This is a genomic window from Cupriavidus mimosae (genome assembly GCF_023952485.1).
Taxonomy (GTDB): domain Bacteria; phylum Pseudomonadota; class Gammaproteobacteria; order Burkholderiales; family Burkholderiaceae; genus Cupriavidus; species Cupriavidus taiwanensis_C.
This window is the reverse complement of record NZ_JALHRY010000002.1, coordinates 498,067-512,773: the sequence shown is the minus strand read 5'-3', so window position 1 is coordinate 512,773 and position 14,707 is coordinate 498,067. Positions and strand designations below refer to the sequence as shown.

At 66.0% G+C, this 14,707-nt stretch carries 13 protein-coding genes; 10 read left to right on the top strand and 3 right to left on the bottom strand.

Annotated features, from left to right (window positions below):
• Window positions 1-303: 303 nt before the first annotated feature.
• Both MKD50_RS06355 and mnmA read left to right on the top strand, forming a co-directional pair.
• Window positions 304-795 carry an NUDIX hydrolase gene (locus MKD50_RS06355; RefSeq protein WP_025583862.1) on the top strand — a complete coding sequence of 164 codons (492 nt, stop codon included), beginning with the start codon at window positions 304-306 and terminating at the stop codon, window positions 793-795.
• Complete coding sequence (gene mnmA / locus MKD50_RS06350; RefSeq protein WP_252666669.1) at window positions 792-1,877, top strand: tRNA 2-thiouridine(34) synthase MnmA; 1,086 nt, start codon at window positions 792-794, stop codon at window positions 1,875-1,877. The genes MKD50_RS06355 and mnmA overlap by 4 nt, the downstream gene beginning before the upstream one ends.
• A 63-nt stretch (window positions 1,878-1,940) precedes the next feature.
• On the opposite strand, the gene MKD50_RS06345 is transcribed toward mnmA, so the two are convergent.
• Window positions 1,941-2,555 (bottom strand): glutathione S-transferase C-terminal domain-containing protein, encoded by a 615-nt coding sequence (locus MKD50_RS06345; RefSeq protein WP_115681100.1) that lies wholly within the window; start codon window positions 2,553-2,555, stop codon window positions 1,941-1,943.
• Between the two features lie 346 nt (window positions 2,556-2,901).
• Between MKD50_RS06345 and purB the strand changes: the two genes are divergently transcribed.
• The 8 genes from purB to MKD50_RS06305 all read left to right on the top strand — a co-directional run bounded on the left by purB (window position 2,902) and on the right by MKD50_RS06305 (window position 11,674).
• Window positions 2,902-4,278 carry an adenylosuccinate lyase gene (purB, locus tag MKD50_RS06340; protein WP_240072595.1) on the top strand — a complete coding sequence of 459 codons (1,377 nt, stop codon included), beginning with the start codon at window positions 2,902-2,904 and terminating at the stop codon, window positions 4,276-4,278.
• 280 nt (window positions 4,279-4,558) lie between these two features.
• Complete coding sequence (locus MKD50_RS06335) at window positions 4,559-5,113, top strand: cytochrome b (RefSeq protein ID WP_062801694.1); 555 nt, start codon at window positions 4,559-4,561, stop codon at window positions 5,111-5,113.
• 66 nt (window positions 5,114-5,179) lie between these two features.
• Window positions 5,180-5,761, top strand: a complete 582-nt coding sequence (locus MKD50_RS06330; RefSeq protein WP_252666668.1) for a YceI family protein — start codon at window positions 5,180-5,182, stop codon at window positions 5,759-5,761.
• 75 nt (window positions 5,762-5,836) lie between these two features.
• On the top strand, window positions 5,837-6,427 hold the full coding sequence (locus tag MKD50_RS06325) for a YceI family protein (RefSeq protein WP_115704673.1): 591 nt from the start codon (window positions 5,837-5,839) through the stop codon (window positions 6,425-6,427).
• 353 nt (window positions 6,428-6,780) lie between these two features.
• Window positions 6,781-8,172, top strand: coding sequence for a class I SAM-dependent methyltransferase (locus tag MKD50_RS06320; protein WP_115704672.1), 1,392 nt, complete (start codon window positions 6,781-6,783; stop codon window positions 8,170-8,172).
• A 21-nt stretch (window positions 8,173-8,193) separates the two neighbouring features.
• Entirely contained in the window at window positions 8,194-9,525 is a 1,332-nt protein-coding gene (locus MKD50_RS06315) for a sensor histidine kinase (protein ID WP_115704670.1), read from the top strand.
• Between the two features lie 5 nt (window positions 9,526-9,530).
• A complete protein-coding gene (locus MKD50_RS06310) occupies window positions 9,531-10,670 on the top strand; it encodes a hybrid sensor histidine kinase/response regulator (RefSeq protein ID WP_252666667.1) in 1,140 nt (379 codons plus the stop codon).
• Window positions 10,667-11,674 (top strand): response regulator, encoded by a 1,008-nt coding sequence (locus MKD50_RS06305; protein ID WP_115704666.1) that lies wholly within the window; start codon window positions 10,667-10,669, stop codon window positions 11,672-11,674. The genes MKD50_RS06310 and MKD50_RS06305 overlap by 4 nt, the downstream gene beginning before the upstream one ends.
• A 71-nt stretch (window positions 11,675-11,745) precedes the next feature.
• Here MKD50_RS06305 and secF read toward each other — a convergent pair whose 3' ends face one another.
• Both secF and secD read right to left on the bottom strand, forming a co-directional pair.
• A complete protein-coding gene (secF, locus tag MKD50_RS06300; RefSeq protein ID WP_115704664.1) occupies window positions 11,746-12,717 on the bottom strand; it encodes a protein translocase subunit SecF in 972 nt (323 codons plus the stop codon).
• Window positions 12,718-12,758: 41 nt separating this feature from the next.
• Window positions 12,759-14,630: a protein translocase subunit SecD gene (gene secD / locus MKD50_RS06295; protein ID WP_115704662.1), complete on the bottom strand. Its 1,872-nt coding sequence runs from the start codon at window positions 14,628-14,630 to the stop codon at window positions 12,759-12,761.
• Between the last annotated feature and the right edge of the window lie 77 nt (window positions 14,631-14,707).

Genomic DNA, 14,707 nt, shown 5'->3' with positions numbered 1-14,707 from the left:
GGTGGCGGCGACGCGAGTCTCGCCGGCCCGCGTCTCCTGCGGGATGCCGATGTACATCGTCAATTTCTCCTTTAGCTGGCGTCTTGTCTGGTTGGACGGACCGACGTCTGGCCCGTGCGCGCTGCCGGATCGGGTTAAGCCGCAGCGCACAATTTTTCCGCAGCTTACAGGAATCTGACTTGCAATGGTGACCGGCCGGTCGGCTTTTGCCGGGGCTGGGACGGGGGGCGCCGGCGCCCGCCGCCGTGCTGCACGATGGGCCCGCAACCGGTAGAATGCGGGATTGCCTAAAAATTGAGCATCATGTCAAGTGACTGGAATGCCAGCGTGACCGTTGCCGCCGTGATCGAACGCGGCGGCCGGTTCCTGCTGGTGGAAGAGGAAACCGCCGACGGGCTGCGCCTGAACCAGCCCGCGGGGCACCTGGATCCGGGCGAAAGCCTGATCCGCGCCGTGATCCGCGAAACCCTGGAAGAAACCGCCCACACCTTCGAGCCGCGCGCGCTGCTGGGCTGCTACATGGGGCGTTCGCTGTCGTCGCGCACCGGTGGCGACGTGACCTACGTGCGCTTTGCCTTTACCGGCGACCTCGGCTCGCTCGACGCTGGCCGCCAGCTTGACACGGGCATCGTGCGTACCGTCTGGATGGGTGCCGACGAGCTGCGCGCGTGCCCGGAACGGCATCGTTCGCCGCTGGTGATGGCATGCGTGGACGACTACCTGGCCGGCAAGCGCTTTGCGCTGGACGCGCTCTACACGCACCCGTCGGTGCTGCAAGCTGGGGCGCAGTCGTGAGCGGTGCCGCCAAGCGTGTCGTGGTGGGGATGTCGGGCGGGGTCGATTCGTCGGTCACCGCGTGGCTGCTCAAGCAGCAAGGCTACGAGGTCATCGGCCTGTTCATGAAGAACTGGGAAGACGATGACGACAGCGAATACTGCTCCACGCGCCAGGACTGGCTCGACGTGGTCTCGGTGGCCGACCTGATCGGCGTCGACGTGGAGGCGGTCAACTTCGCCGCCGAATACAAGGACCGCGTCTTTGCCGACTTCCTGCGCGAATACTCGGCCGGCCGCACGCCCAACCCGGATGTGCTGTGCAATGCCGAGATCAAGTTCAAGGCGTTCCTGGACCATGCCATGTCGCTGGGCGCGGAAACCATCGCCACCGGCCACTATGCGCGCGTGCGCCAGAACCCGGCCGGCCGCTTCGAGCTGCTCAAGGCGCTCGACCATACCAAGGACCAGAGCTACTTCCTGCACCGGCTGAACCAGGCGCAGCTGTCGCGCACGCTGTTCCCGCTGGGCGAGATCCCGAAAACGCGCGTGCGCGAGATCGCCGCCGAGATCGGCCTGCCCAACGCGAAGAAAAAGGATTCGACCGGCATCTGCTTTATCGGCGAACGCCCGTTCCGCGATTTCCTCAACCGCTACCTGCCCACCAAACCGGGGCCGATGAAGACGCCCGAGGGCAAGGTGGTCGGCGAGCATATCGGCCTGGCGTTCTACACGCTGGGCCAGCGCAAGGGCATCGGCCTGGGCGGCAGCCGCGACGGCAACGGCGACGCCTGGTATGTCGCGCGCAAGGACATGGCCAACAACACGCTTTACGTGGTGCAGGGCCACGACCATCCGTGGCTGCTGACGCCGGTGCTGACCGCGTCGGACCTGTCCTGGGTGGCCGGCGAGCCGCCCGCCGCAGGCGCGGCGATGGCGGCCAAGACCCGCTATCGCCAGAGCGATGCCGCCTGCACGGTGCAGGCGGTCGGCGCCGAAGCGCTGACGCTGGCGTTCGCCGAGCCACAATGGGCGGTCACGCCCGGGCAGTCGGCGGTGCTGTATGACGGCGATATCTGCCTGGGCGGCGGGATCATCCAGTAGGCGCTATCGGCAAAACACCCGCGGTTTGCTCTCCTCTCCCGCAAGCGGGAGAGGAGTACACCATCAGCCGCGCGGAGGCTCGGTATCGATGAACGACTGCCGCTTCGACAGCTTCTCTTCCAGCGCGGCCAGGTTCGGATGGCGCTCGCGCCAGGCAATGTCCGGGAAGCGGAAGTCCAGGTAGGACAGCGCGCAGCCCACCGCCACGTCGGCCAGCGAGTAATGCGTGCCGGTGCAGAACGGGCGGTCGGCCAGGCCGTGGGCCATGGCCACCAGTGCCGCGTCGATCTTGCCGCGCTGGCGCTGCACCCAGCGCTCGCTGCGCTCGTGCGGCTCGCGCTGGGTGGCCTCCAGGCGCACCAGCAGCGCGGCGTCGAGCAGGCCGTCGGCCAGCGCTTCCCAGCAACGCACTTCCAGGCGCTCGCGCCCGCCCTGCGGGATCAGCCGGCTGACCGGCGTCAGCGTGTCGACATACTCGACGATCACGCGCGAGTCGAAGATCGCGCCGCCATCTTCCATCACCAGGCACGGCACCTTGCCCAGCGGGTTGTACTGGCCGATCCGGGTTTCAGGCGACCAGACGTCCTCTTCGATCAGCTGGCACTCGATCTTCTTCTCCGCCATCACCACGCGCACCTTGCGCGCGTACGGACTGGTCCGGGATGCATACAGCTTCATGTTCTCCCCTTGAGCTTGTTATGAAGTGCATCGTCGCTCGGTGGCAGCGCGGCGGCGGGGAGGCAGCGATGGCTTGCCCGATGCACTTCATAACAGGCTACTGGAACGGCGTGCGCGAGTATACCCGCGGCGCATGGCGAATGCGGGCTCGCGCACCGATGCCCCCCGGCCGCGCTTTGCCGCTGCCCGGAGTGGGGGCAGGGGTGGTAAAATCGCGCGTTGCGCAGCGCCGGCCACCGGCCGATGCGACGTGACGGGCGCATCGGCCCCGTCCGCGCCCGCCAGCGCCAGCCCCCGCGGCGCCCTTGTTCGCCTTCTTCTATTCCTCCCTTTCCCGGTTTCCAGCATGACCTCCTCCTCGCTTTCGCCGCTCACCGCCCTGTCCCCGATCGATGGCCGTTACGCCGCCAAGGCCGATGCGCTGCGCGAATGGCTGTCCGAGGCGGCCTTCATGCGCAACCGCGTCAAGGTCGAGGTGCACTGGCTGATCGCGCTGGCGCAGGCCGGCCTGCCCGACATGCCGAAGTTCTCGGCTGCGTCCGAGGCCGCGCTGCTAGCGCTGGTCGACAAGTTCAGCGAGGCCGATGCCGCCCGCATCAAGGAGATCGAGGCGGTCACCAACCATGACGTGAAGGCGGTCGAGTACTGGCTCAAGGAGCAGGTCAAGGGCAACGCCGAACTGGAAGCCGCCAGCGAGTTCATCCACTTCGCCTGCACCTCGGAAGATATCAACAACACCTCGCACGGCATGATGCTCAAGGGCGCGCGCGAGGGCGTGGTGGTGCCGGCGCTGAAGCGCGTGCATGCGCGCCTGGTCGAGCTGGCCAGGCTCAATGCCGCCCAGCCGATGCTGTCGCGCACCCATGGCCAGCCGGCCAGCCCGACCACGCTCGGCAAGGAAATGGCCAACGTCGCCGCGCGCCTGGCGCGCGCGATCCAGCGTATCGAGCAGGTCGAGCTGCTGGGCAAGATGAATGGTGCCGTGGGCAACTACAACGCCCACCTGTCGGCCTACCCCACGTTCGACTGGGAGGCGTTCTCGAAGCAGGTCATCGAAACCCGACTGGGCCTGACCTTCAACCCGTACACCATCCAGATCGAGCCGCACGACTACATGGCCGAGCTGTTCGACGCGATCGCCCGCGCCAATACCATCCTGCTCGACCTGAACCGCGACGTCTGGGGCTATATCTCGCTGGGCTACTTCAAGCAGAAGACCAAGGCCGGCGAAATCGGCTCGTCGACCATGCCGCACAAGGTCAACCCGATCGATTTCGAGAACTCGGAAGGCAACCTGGGCCTGGCCAACGCGGTGCTGCGGCACCTGTCCGAGAAGCTGCCGGTGTCGCGCTGGCAGCGCGACCTGACCGACTCCACCGTGCTGCGCAATATCGGCGTGGCCTTCGGCTACAGCCTGCTGGCCTACGAGGCCTGCCTGCGCGGCCTGGGCAAGCTCGAGACCAACCCCGAGCGCCTGGACGAAGACCTCGACAATTGCTGGGAAGTGCTGGCCGAGCCGGTGCAGACCGTGATGCGCCGTTTCGGCGTGCCCAATCCGTACGAGCAGCTCAAGGAGTTGACCCGCGGCAAGGGCATCTCGCGCGAAGCGCTGCAAACCTTCATCAACGGCCTGGCGATCCCCGACGACGCCAAGAAGCTGCTGCTCGAGATGACACCCGCCAGCTATATCGGCAAGGCAGTGAAGCTGGCTGAGCGCATCTGACGCCACTTTTTTCGCCGCCAGCCAGCGGCGCAAACGGAAAGCCATCCCCCAGGATGGCTTTTTTGCTTTTCCGGCATGCCGCGCTGGCGCCTGCCCTGCCGTTGTGGCCCCGGCGCCGGAATGTCGCTTCAAAGCATTTGAATAACTTAATGAAGGACTGTCCTTCACTGGCGCACATCCCGCCGCAATAATGCGAGAATCGTAAGCGCACGGCGGTTGGACCGCGCCGGTGCCTTCCCCAAAATTGTGAAACGCCCGTGCCACGGGCGAGAGGAATCCGATGCGTTCTACCGCCACTGCCCCCGCCGGCTACGGTGCCACCGCGATCGCCCTGCACTGGCTGGTGGCGCTGGCCATATTCGCCGCGTTCGGGCTGGGCCTGTACATGACCGGCATTCCGGGGCTGACGCCCACCAAGCTCAAACTGTACTCCTGGCACAAGTGGCTGGGCGTGACGATCTTCGCCATCGCCGTGCTGCGCGTGCTGTGGCGCGCCACCCACGCGGCGCCGCCGGTCGCGCCCGGCACCCCGGCCTGGCAGGCCAGGGCGGCGGCCGGAGCCCATCATCTGCTGTACCTGCTGATCGTGATCGTGCCGATCAGCGGCTACCTGTACAGCTCGGCCGCGGGCGTGCCGGTGGTCTACCTGGGCCTGTGGAAGATGCCGGCGCTGATCGAGAAAAGCGATGCGCTGAAGGAAGTGCTCAAGTTCACCCATATCTGGCTGAACTACCTGATGGCCGCGGTGGTCGTTGTCCATGCGGCGGCGGCGGTGAAACACCAGTTTGTCGACCGCGATGGCACGCTTGGCCGGATGCTGCCGTTCCTGCGCTGAACCCGGCGCGGCAATCATTTTCGTTCCGCGGCGCGCCTGCGCCGTCCCTGACAGGAGTTTTCCCAGATGAAACGCAATTCCCGCCGCGGCTCGGCCACTCTCCGCGCCACCCTGGTTGCCGTGCTGGCCGCCACCGGCATCGCCGCCAACCTAACCTGGGCCCAGGTCGACGCCGCCAAGAGCTCGGTGACCGCGGTGGCGCGCCAGATCGGCGTGCCGATGGAAGGCAAGTTCAAGAAGTTCGACGCCAACGTCAGCTTCGACCCCGCCAAGCTGGCGACATCGACGGCCAAGATCGAGATCGACGTGGCCAGCTTCGAGATCGGCGATGCCGAGACCACCAAGGAAGTGAAGGGCAAGGACTGGTTCGACGCCGCAAAGTACCCCAAGGCGGTGTTCCAGTCGACCAGCATCAAGAACGGCACGCCGGGCAAGTACGATGTGGCCGGCAAGCTGACCATCAAGGGCAAGACCGTGGACGTGGTCGTGCCCGCCACCTACCGCCAGGAGGGCGGCGCGCAGGTGTTCGAGGGCGCGCTGCCGATCAAGCGCACCGCGTTCAATATCGGCGACGGCGAATGGAAGGATACCTCCGTGGTCGCCGACGACGTCCAGATCAAATTCCGTATCGTGCTGGCAAAGAAGTAAGGCCGGCATTCCGCTGACGTACCCCAGGACTTACCTGAACCGCTCCATCCCAACCCTGATTTGTCGGGAGACACCATGAAACTGCGTTCCCTCGTTGCCGCCGTCGCGGCCGTTTCCGCAACCGCCGCCTTCGGCGTGGCTTCGGCCAACACCGTGACGTACAACCTCGATCCGACCCATACCTATCCCAGCTTCGAGGCCGACCACCTGGGCGGCCTGTCGACCTGGCGCGGCAAGTTCGACAAGTCCAGCGGCGTGGTGACGCTGGACCGCGCCGCCAAGGCGGGCTCGGTCGAGGTCAACATCGACCCGGCTTCGATCGATTTCGGCAATGCCAAGCTGAACCAGCACGCCAAGGGCCCGGACATGTTCGACGTGCAAGCCTTCCCCGAGGCCACCTACAAGGGCAAGTTCTCCAAGTTCAAGGGCGACGTGCCGACCGAGGTCGACGGCGTGCTGACCCTGCGCGGCGTGTCCAAGCCGGTCAAGCTGGAAATCCGCGACTTCAAGTGCATCCAGCACCCGATGCTCAAGCGCGAAGCCTGCGGCGCCGACGCCGTAGGCCAGTTCAACCGGGCCGATTTCGGCCTGGACTATGGCGTCAAGATGGGCTTCAAGCCCGAGGTCAAGCTCGCCATCCAGGTGGAAGGCGTGCGCGCCGACTGAGCGCGCGGCCCGCTGCGGCGGGCAAGACCGTAGTCAAGGCCGGCTCATGCCGGCCTTTTTTTTGTTGTATTGCACCATGCCGGGGGGCCGCCACGGCACTTTGTTGTGCGAGTTGCGACGGGCACAGTACAATGGCCCGCGGCAATCCACCATGATCCGGGGTATTGCGACTCCTGCCACGGCGGGGGGCAGCCATGCCCGCAACTGGCCAGAGCGCATCACTATGAGCATTCGCTGCATGTCCCGATACCGGTAGCCATTCCCGCGACCCCCTCGCCCCTCATGCTGTACCCGGCCGTTCTGCCCTGGCTGTATGGCCCGCAGCGTTTCCCGGTTTTCCCTGGCGCTATACCGTGTACTCCAAAACGCAAATCGATCCGGTAGTTAGTTTCCGCAACTCGCAGGGCGAGCAGGTGCGGGGCACGATCATCAATCTCCAGAGGAAATCTCTGGTGATGGAAATCTACAACCCGTATTCGATCGTGCAGGTCAGCGAGGTGCTGAGCGAGCTCAGCGTCCGCATGGGCGCCAAGAATGCCTATCTCGGCAAGGCCGTGGTGATGAGCCTGGTCAACACCGGCCTGACCGCGGTGGTGTCGCTGACGCTGATCGACGAGTGGCGCGAGCTGTCCGATCTCAACAACGAGCCCAAGTCGGTCGCGCGCGAAGCCGAGCTGTTCGTGCAGGACTGGGACACGCGCTTCAATATCCGGCGCGACTACCAGATCGTGGTCAACGAGATGCGCGCCTTCCTGTCCGAAGTGTCGCGCTGGGTCGAACAGGTCGACCTGACCGAGTCGTTGCCCAAGACCGAAGGCAAGCTGCGCGAGGACGTCTTCTACGAGCTGGCCACGCCGATCATGGCCAAGACCAAGACCTACCTGGACTGGCTCGAGGGCGAGGCCCAGCGCGTGGACGCCGAAATCGCCCCGGTGCACCGCACCTACGCGCAGTCGGCGCTGCATCCCTTGCTGCTGCGCGCGCCGTTCGTCTACCGCACCTTCACCAAGCCGCTCGGCTATGCCGGCGACTATGAAATGGTGAACCAGATCCTGGGCGATCCGCAACAAGGCCCGACCACCTACTTCCAGATCGTCAATACCGCCTTCCTGAAGGCGGCGGTGGCGACCGCGCACCGCAATCGCATCGACCTGCTGATCGATTTCCTCACGCGCCAGGCCGAACGCGCGCGCGCCGCCGGCCGGCCGTTCCGCGTGCTCAATGTCGGTTGCGGCCCGGCCTTCGAAATCCAGCGCTTCGTGCGCGAATACCCGAACCCGGAGCTGCTGTCGTTCCAGCTGGTCGATTTCAGCGAAGAAACGCTGGAATACACGCGCAATTCGATCGAGCGCTCGGCCCAAAGCGCCGGCAACAAGTTTTCCGTCGAGATGGTGCACCAGTCGGTGCACGAGCTGCTCAAGCGGCGCATCTCCCCTGACGATGCCGCCGCACGCGAGTTCGACGCGGTCTATTGCGCCGGCCTGTTCGACTACCTGTCGGACAAGGTCTGCGCCCGGCTGCTGTCGTACTTTGCCTCGCGCTCGCGCTCCGGCGGCCAGATCCTGGTGACCAATGTCCATGCCGACAACCCGGAGAAATTCGGCATGGAGCACCTGCTCGAGTGGTACCTGATCTACCGCGACGATGCCGGCATGGCGCAACTGCTGCCCGAGCACTCGCATTCGCACCGCGTCTACGTCGACAGCACCGGGGTCAACGTCTTCGCGGAAGCCACCATTGACTGAGGCTGTCCTCAGGGTCACGCCATGAGCACCAACCAACTCTACGCCGGCTACCAGTCCGAACTGGTCGACTTCCGTCTGGCCTTCAGCCGCGGCGGCGCCTATACCGCGATCGTGCTGGTCCTGCTCGGCGTCGGGCTAGACTACGGACAGTATCCGCAGCAGCAGTTTCCCTTTGCGGTGGCGCGCGTGATCGTGTCGCTGCTGATCGCCGGGGTCGTGGTGGTCCTGTACAGCGCCGCCGGGCGCCGCTTTGCGCCCTGGCTGACGCTGACCTGGCTGCTGTTGCCGCAGATCATGATTGCCTGGATGATCTCGCAGACCGAAGGGGTGCATTCGCCGTACTACGTCGGGCTGAACCTGGCCATCTTCGCATCAGGCATCGCGCTGCCGTTCGGCCTGTGGCAGAACCTGGTGTTCGGCGTGCTTTCCTACCTGCTGTACGTGCTGGCCTGCCTGTTCCACCCCGGCGGCATCGAACCGCTCGGCACCTTTATCGTCAATTCGCTGTTCCTGTTGTTTGCCGCCGCCGCCAGCGCGGTCTACACCTATTTCAACGAGCGCGCGCGCTTCATGCTGTTCCGCCTGAAGGCGGAGGTGGCCGAGAAGAACGCCGAGCTCGAGGTCATCAACCGCAAGCTGGTCGACATCAAGGGCCAGATGCTGCAGCAGGAAAAAATGGCTGCGATCGGTACCCTGGCTGCGGGTCTGTTGCATGAGGTCAACAATCCGGTGAACTTCTGCCTGATGGCGATCGAGGTGGCGATGGAAGAGCCCCAGGCCAAGGAAAGCGAGTCGGTGACCGAATGCCTGGTGGATGCCAAGCAGGGGATGCAGCGCATCCAGCATATCGTCTCCGACCTGAAGACCTTCGCCTACCGCAAGCCGGGCGCGGAGGTGGAAGGCACGCCGTTCATGTTCGAAAAGGCGCTGGATTCGTCGATCCGCCTGACCGCGCATGAGCTGCGCGGCGTCAAGGTAACGCGCGAGTTGCCGGCCGACACGCTGGTGCTGGGCGACGAGGCCGCCATCATCGGCGTGCTGATCAACCTGTTTTCCAACGCGGCGCTGGCCATGCGCAAGGCCGGCACCACCGCCCCCGCGATCCATACCACGGTGCGCTGGTCCGAAGGCCGATTGCACGTGACCGTGCGCGACAACGGCCCCGGCATCGCGCCGGAACACCTGGCGCGGGTGTTCGAGCCCTTCTTCACCACGCGCGAAGTGGGGCAGGGCCTGGGCCTGGGGCTGTCGATCAGCTATGCCGTGATCGAGCGCCACGGCGGTCAGCTGTTTGCTGAAAGCGAACTGGGCCAGTGGGCCGCGTTCAGCTTTGACCTGCCACGCGCGGAGTAAGTCGCATGAGCGAAGCCCAGCAAGCGCGGCCAAACGTCGTCCTCTATGTCGATGACGAGGACATGGCGCGCAAGTACTTTGCGCGCGCGGTCGGCAGCGAGTATGAGGTACTGCTTGCCGCCGGCGCCGACGAGGCGATGGCGACGCTGCGCGCCGAGGGCGGGCGCATCGCCATCCTGGTCACAGATTTCCGCATGCCCGGCCGCGATGGCGGCGACCTGCTGCGCGAGGTCGCGCAGGCCTATCCGCAGATCGTGCGCATCCTGGTGACGGCCTACGCCGACAAGGACATGCTGTTGCGGACCGTCAACAGCGGCGAAGTCTTCCGCATCCTGGAAAAGCCGCTGAGTGTCAGCGACGTGCGCCAGGTGCTGCACCTGGCCGGCGAGCGCCACCTGGAGCGGGCGTTGCGCCAGCACCGCCTGATGGCGATCGACGAAACCCTGGCCTTTCTGGCGCATGAACTGAACACGCCGCTGGCCGCCATCGCCAACTTCGCGCGCGGCATCGAAAGCCGCGTCCAGGCCGACTACAGCGAGCAGCGGCAAGGCGAGATCGGGCAGGCCGCGGGCGCCATGTACGACAACGCGCAGTATTGCCTGGCGGTGCTGTCGTCGTTCCTGGAGTCGGTGCGCAACAGCGCGGGAGCCAGCAAGACGCCGGCGGCCGACACCGGCACCGAGGTCAGCGCGGGCGCGCTGGTGGCGTCGCTGCTGGATACGTATCCGTTCACCGGCGGGCAGCGCCAGTGGGTCGACGTCGACATGCACGGCGATTTCCCCGTGCAGACGCTGCCCAACTGCGTCGCGCTGGTGCTGTCGTCGGTAATGAGCAACGCGCTGCGCGCGCTGGCCGGCGTGGACCAGCCGTCCCTGCGCTTCGTGGTGACAACCCAGCCCAACCAGGAAATCCGCATCTGCGACAACGGCCCGGGCATCCCGCCGGAGGTAATGGGACGCCTGCTGGTCGATCCGGTCACTACCCACGCCAGCGCTGGCGGCAGTGGCCTCGGCATGATTTTCTGCAACCGCGTCATGCAGTCCTTCGGCGGCGGCATCCGGATCACCTCCGCTCCCGGTGCCGGGACCACAGTGACGCTGGACTTTCCAAATTTCAGGAATCGAATGATTAGGAGTGACCGATGAGCGAACCGATTGCCACCCAGGCACCACCCCCGGCGATTCTGTTCGTCGATGACGAGGCAACCGCCGTCAAATATTTCCAGCGGGCCATCGGCGCGCTGGCGCCGGTGGTGACTGGCGGTTCGGTGGAGGAGGGCAAGACGCTGCTGGACGCTCACGCCGACAGCCTCGCCGTGCTGGTCTCGGACCAGCGCATGCCGGGCGAGTATGGCAACGAGCTGCTGCGCTACGCGCGCGAACGCTACCCGCATATCGTGCGCATCCTGACCACCGCGTACTCGGAACTCGACCAGACCGTCGAGGCGGTGAACCAGGGGCAGATCCACCGCTATATCAAGAAGCCGTGGGATATCACCGCGCTGCGCATGGAGCTCAAGCAGGCGCTGGAAATGTCCGGCCTGCGCAAGGAGCGCGACCAGCTGGTGCGCGAGAAGCTGGCGGTGCTGCAGACGCAGACCGTGGCGACCCGCATCGGCATGCTGCACGCGCTGTGCGCGAGCCTGATCGGCCCCGGCCATTTCCAGCCGGTGGAGACCTACCTTGCCGCGGTCGACCTGGCGGGGGCCCGCAACGCCGATCCGGACTGGCAGCGCATGGACTATGCCGACCTGGTGCGCGCCGAAGCCGAGCGCAGCGGCAGCTTCGGCCATGCCGTCGGCACACGCCTGGCCGGGCTGCGTAGCGCCAATGCCGGCAAGGGCGCCGCCGATGCCGCCGCGGTGATTGCCGACGCGCTCGGCAGCGAGGTGGTGCGGCGCGACGGCGATACGGTGGTCTGGACCCAGCCGGCCGCGCTGGCCGAGTTCCTGGCGCAGCCGGTGGGCACGGCGGTGTCGGCGCAGCATGCCGCCTGGCTGGCCAGCCTGCTGTGGCTGGAAGAGGCCGGCGGCGCGCTGAAGTTCGTGCGCGACGGCGACACCATCGTCTGCCGCGCCGCCCCGCGCAGCGAAAGCTTCGCCCCCGACCGCCTGGCCGCGTGGATCGAGCGCTTCTCGATGCCCGCCTGAATGTTTCCGGCACTTGCCATGAAAAACGGCGCCCCGTGGGGCGCCGTTCTTTTTTTCCGGCCGGGCAGGGCTCAGGCCTGCGCGCCGTAGTTGGGGTCGTTGCGGTCGGTCGACTCGGACTTCTTCTCGCCCTTGACCAGGTCCTCGCGCTTCACGCCCAGCCACATCGCCAGCGCCGCGGCGACGAACACCGACGAGTAGATGCCGAACAGGATGCCCACCGTCAGCGCCAGCGCGAAATAGTGCAGGGTCGGCCCGCCGAAGAAGAACATCGACAGCACCATCATTTCGGTCGAGCCGTGGGTGATGATGGTGCGCGACATGGTGCTGGTGATGGCGTGGTCGATGACCTCGTGCGTGGTCATCTTGCGGTACTTGCGGAAGGCCTCGCGGATCCGGTCGAAGATCACCACCGATTCGTTCACCGAGTAGCCCAGCACCGCCAGGATCGCCGCCAGCACCGACAGCGAGAATTCCCACTGGAAGAAGGCGAAGAAGCCCAGGATGATGACGATGTCGTGCAGGTTGGCGATGATGCCCGCCACCGCGAACTTCCACTCGAAGCGGAACGACAGGTAGATCACGATACCCGCCACCACGCACAGCAGCGCCAGCAGGCCGTCGGTGGCCAGTTCCTTGCCCACCTGCGGGCCGACGAACTCGACGCGCTGCAGCTTGACGTCAGGCGCCGCCGCGGTGAGCGCACCCATCACCTGCTCGCTCTGCTGGGCGGACGTGACGGGCTTGCCGTCCGGGCCCTTTTGCAGCGGCAGGCGGATCATCACGTCGCGCGAGGTGCCGAAGTTCTGCACCTGCACGTCGGTGTAGCCCAGCTTGCCCACCTGGCCGCGGATCTTTTCGAGGTCGGCCGCCTGCTGGTAGCTGACCTCCATCACCGTGCCGCCGGTGAATTCGATCGACAGGTGCAGACCCTTTTGCCAGAGGAAGAACACGGCCGCGGCAAACGTCAGGAAGGAAATCACGTTGAAGATCAACGCGTGCTTCATGAACGGAATGTCGCGCCGGATGCGGAAGAATTCCATGTTGAATCCTGTTCTGTACTACGTGTTGTGCCGCGGGCCGCTTACTTGGCGACCGGCGTGTCGGTGGTATTGCCCGGCTTCCAGATCTGGCCGATGGCCAGGCTCTGCAGCTTCTTCTTGCGGCCGTACCAGAGGTTGACCAGGCCGCGGTTGAAGAACACCGCCGAGAACATCGAGGTCAGGATGCCCAGGCAGTGCACCACGGCAAAGCCGCGCACCGGGCCCGAGCCGAACGCCAGCAGTGCCAGGCCGGCGATCAGCGTGGTCACGTTGGAGTCCAGGATGGTGGCCCAGGCGCGGTCGAAACCGACCGCGATCGCCATCTGCGGCGATGCCCCGGCGCGCAGTTCCTCGCGGATGCGCTCGTTGATCAGCACGTTGGCGTCGATGGCCATGCCCAGCACCAGCGCGATGGCGGCGATGCCCGGCAGCGTCAGCGTGGCCTGCAGCATCGACAGCACCGCGATCAGCAGCAGCAGGTTCACGCCCAGCGCGACCACCGAGAACACGCCGAACAGCATGTAGTACAGGATCATGAATACGCCGATGGCGGCAAAGCCATAGGCGACCGAATCGAAGCCCTTCTCGATGTTGTCGGCGCCCAGCGACGGGCCGATGGTGCGCTCTTCGATGATCTCCATCGGCGCAGCCAGCGAGCCGGCGCGCAGCAGCAGGGCCAGGTCGTTGGCGGCTTCGGTGGAGTAGGAGCCCGTGATCTGGAAGCTCGAGCCCAGTTCGGACTGGATCGTCGCCACCGTCAGCACCTCGCCCTTGCCCTTTTCGAACAGCACGATCGCCATCGGCTTCTTCAGGTTCTCGCGCGAGACATCGCGCAGCACGCGGCCGCCCTGGGCGTCGAGCTTGATGTTGACCGAAGGCTGCTGGTTCTGGTCGAAGCCGGCCGAGGCGCTTTCGATGCGGTCGCCGGTGAAGATGACCTGCTTCTTCAGCACTACCGGGGCGCCGTTGCCCTGCGTGAACAGCTCGCTGCCGAACGGGATCGGGTCGCCCGGGCGCGGGCTGCGCGGCGCGTCGTTGTCGACCAGGCGCGCTTCCAGCGTGGCGGTGCGGCCGATGATGTCCTTGGCCTTGGCGGTGTCCTGCACGCCCGGCAGCTGCACCACGATGCGGTCGGCGCCTTGCTGCTGGATCACCGGCTCGGCCACGCCGAGTTCATTGACGCGGTTGTGCAGGGTGGTGATGTTCTGCTTGACCGCGGCGTCCTGCACGGCCCGGCGGGCAGCCTCGGTGAAGGTGCCGACGACGTTGTTGCCGTCCATGGCGAAGGCCACTTCGCGCACGTTGTCGGTCAGCAGCGCGCGCGCGCGGCTGGCGTCGTCGGCGTTGTTGAAGCGCACCGTCAGGCGCTCGCCGTCGCGGTCGATGCCGCCGTGGCGGATGTTCTTGTCGCGCAGCAGCGTGCGTGCGTCGCCGGCCAGGCTGTCGAGCTTCTTGTCGACCGCGCCCTTCATGTCGACCTGCAGCAGGAAGTGCACGCCGCCGCGCAGGTCCAGGCCCAGGTACATCGGCAGTGCATGCAGCGAGGTCAGCCAGCGCGGCGAGCCCGACAGCAGGTTCAGCGCGACCACGTAGGCGGGGTCGGCCGCGTCCGGATTCAGCGCGCGCGACAGCACGTCCTTGGCCTTGAGCTGCTCGTCGGTGGTGCGGAAGCGCGCCTTGACCGAGCCCGACTGGCCGGAAATATCGAAGAAGACGCCGTCGGGCTGCAGCTGGTTCTGCGCCAGGATCTCTTCAACCTGCTTCTGCATCGACAGGTCGATCTTGACCGTGGCCTTGCCCGAGGACACCTGCACGGCAGGCGCCTCGCCGAAGAAGTTCGGCAAGGTGTAGAGGATACCGATGGCCAGCGCCACCAGGATCACGAGGTATTTCCAAAGCGGATAACGATTCATCTCGGGCCAGTCATTCAGCGGTTGGCGGGGCCGGCGCTGGCGTGGCACGCCACGACGGCGGGGCCGAACCGGTTTGG

Coding starts and splice junctions, on each gene's coding strand:
- MKD50_RS06355 (WP_025583862.1), top strand. CDS start 304: ATGTCAAGTGACTGGAATGCCAGCGTGACCGTTGCCGCCGTGATCGAA.
- MKD50_RS06345 (WP_115681100.1), bottom strand. CDS start 2,555: ATGAAGCTGTATGCATCCCGGACCAGTCCGTACGCGCGCAAGGTGCGC.
- purB (WP_240072595.1), top strand. CDS start 2,902: ATGACCTCCTCCTCGCTTTCGCCGCTCACCGCCCTGTCCCCGATCGAT.
- MKD50_RS06335 (WP_062801694.1), top strand. CDS start 4,559: ATGCGTTCTACCGCCACTGCCCCCGCCGGCTACGGTGCCACCGCGATC.
- MKD50_RS06330 (WP_252666668.1), top strand. CDS start 5,180: ATGAAACGCAATTCCCGCCGCGGCTCGGCCACTCTCCGCGCCACCCTG.
- MKD50_RS06325 (WP_115704673.1), top strand. CDS start 5,837: ATGAAACTGCGTTCCCTCGTTGCCGCCGTCGCGGCCGTTTCCGCAACC.
- MKD50_RS06315 (WP_115704670.1), top strand. CDS start 8,194: ATGAGCACCAACCAACTCTACGCCGGCTACCAGTCCGAACTGGTCGAC.
- MKD50_RS06310 (WP_252666667.1), top strand. CDS start 9,531: ATGAGCGAAGCCCAGCAAGCGCGGCCAAACGTCGTCCTCTATGTCGAT.
- MKD50_RS06305 (WP_115704666.1), top strand. CDS start 10,667: ATGAGCGAACCGATTGCCACCCAGGCACCACCCCCGGCGATTCTGTTC.
- secF (WP_115704664.1), bottom strand. CDS start 12,717: ATGGAATTCTTCCGCATCCGGCGCGACATTCCGTTCATGAAGCACGCG.
- secD (WP_115704662.1), bottom strand. CDS start 14,630: ATGAATCGTTATCCGCTTTGGAAATACCTCGTGATCCTGGTGGCGCTG.